1 protein-coding gene is annotated in these 2025 nt (G+C 37.4%); it reads left to right on the forward strand.

Going from position 1 to position 2025, the window contains the following annotated elements:
- Positions 1-990: 990 nt before the first annotated feature.
- Positions 991-1944: a protein rep gene (locus EKM63_RS11220; RefSeq protein ID WP_015061685.1), complete on the forward strand. Its 954-nt coding sequence runs from the start codon at positions 991-993 to the stop codon at positions 1942-1944.
- Positions 1945-2025: the final 81 nt, after the last annotated feature.

The following is a 2025-nucleotide window of genomic DNA, read 5'->3' on the forward strand; positions in this document are numbered from 1 at the left end:
AATGTCAGGATATGATCAACGGTAAATCCGTTGGCATATCCCTTTTTTTTGTCAGCTTGCTGACTTCTGATACAGGGTTTAGCATTACTCCAATTTATTTGGAGTGTAAGTGCGCATTGAACATTGAACATTGAACATTGAACTAATATTTTCGAATTTTGTCATTGGCGAAATATAAGACAATGCGCACTTACACACAACATGAAGTTGTGTTGTGCTAAACCCATCAAAACCTGCATCAGATTTCGCGTTGCTCAAACGTAACTGACTTGCGTCAGTTTGGAACATTCAAAAATAAATAAGTTCAGTCGCTAGCTCCTTCGAACTTTTTTATTTTTGAACGTTAATTTTAAAGGCTCTTATTTGCGTTTTAAGCGATTTTAGCTAACAGTGAGCTATCTAACTGTCTGTCAACGGTAAATCGACTTAGAGGGGCTTATTGAGCCTTACAGGCGATATTAGCCCCTCTTGGAGGCTTTAAGGAGTTGACTGACTTTACTCAACCCAAGAGCCTTATGTCCTAGGAAACAAGCCATTGTTTCCTCGAGCCCAGCGGCGGCAAGCGTTGCGCTCCAGCTGGCTCAGCTGGTCGGTGTGGCTGAAAGCCACGGTTTTAAAAAAAGACAGTTCAGCGGTTTTTGCTGATCTGTCTTTTTGGGTTTTGAAAGCGACGTTTTTTGTCGCTTTCTTCTTATCTTGATACTATTAGCAACAACTAGTTTTTTAAAATCAAGCTTGATTAGGCTTGATTAGGCTTGTATTCCTTGATTTTATAGGTTTTCGGTGTATTATTAGGGTTATAAATTGGTTGAAAGAAAGACAAAATAAAAACCCACGTGAAAATCTCCGATTGGCGTCCGAGCACGTGAGTTGTTTATCTTTTTCATTTGTAGCCTTTATTTTAGGTGTAAAAGCCTTTGGTGTCAAGGTTATAAGCTTATTGAAAAAGATAGTCAGCTCCTTCACGTGGTAAAGCGGAAGGAGCTTTTTATGTCAGAAATTTTTGAAGATAAAACTGAAAATGGCAAAGTTAGACCTTGGCGAGAACGGAAGATTGAAAATGTTCGTTATGCTGAATATTTGGCAATCTTAGAATTTAAACGGGCACATGATGTACGGGGTTGTGGTGAAGTTTTGCGTTTTCGTAAGATTGGCGAGCACTTAAAACTTTATCAAACGTGGTTTTGTCATAAACGATTATGTCCATTGTGTAATTGGAGAAAGAGCATGAAAAATTCGAGCCAATTAAAACAAATTATTGCGGAAGCAGTTGCAAGAGAGCCTAAAGGACGGTTTTTGTTTTTAACTTTAACCGTTAAAAACGCTCATTCAGCAGAGGAGTTAAAAGTGTCTTTAAGAGCTTTGACTAAAGCCTTTAATAAGCTAACTCGTTATAAAAAAGTGACTAAAAATTTATTGGGTTATTTACGTTCAACGGAAATTACCGTTAATGAACAAGATGGGTCATATAATCAGCATTTACATGTTTTGGTTTTTGTGAAAAGTAGTTATTTTAAGAATTCAAATAATTATTTAGCACAAGCAGAATGGGCAAAATTATGGCAAAGAGCTTTAAAAGTTGATTATGAGCCTGTGGTGCATGTGCAGGCTGTTAAAGCTAACAAACGCAAAGGAACTGACTCTTTGCAAGCTAGTGCCGAAGAAACGGCGAAATACGAGGTAAAATCAGCTGATTATATGACGGCTGATGATGAGCGTAATTTGGTGGTGATTAAAAATTTGGAGTATGCCTTAGCTGGAACACGACAAATCAGCTATGGTGGATTATTAAAGCAAATTAAGCAAGATTTGAAACTTGAAGATGTTGAAAATGGTGATTTAGTTCATGTTGGCGATGAAGATTACACCAAAGAGCAAATGGAAGCTGCGGAAGAAGTTGTCGCAAAATGGGATTTTAATAAACAAAATTATTTTATTTGGTAAAGAGAATGTCAGGATATGATCAACGGTAAATCCGTTGGCATATCCCTTTTTTTTGTCAGCTTGCTGACTTCTGATACAGGG

The organism is Companilactobacillus mishanensis, assembly GCF_003946505.1.
In the GTDB taxonomy this organism is placed as follows: Bacteria; Bacillota; Bacilli; order Lactobacillales; family Lactobacillaceae; genus Companilactobacillus; species Companilactobacillus mishanensis.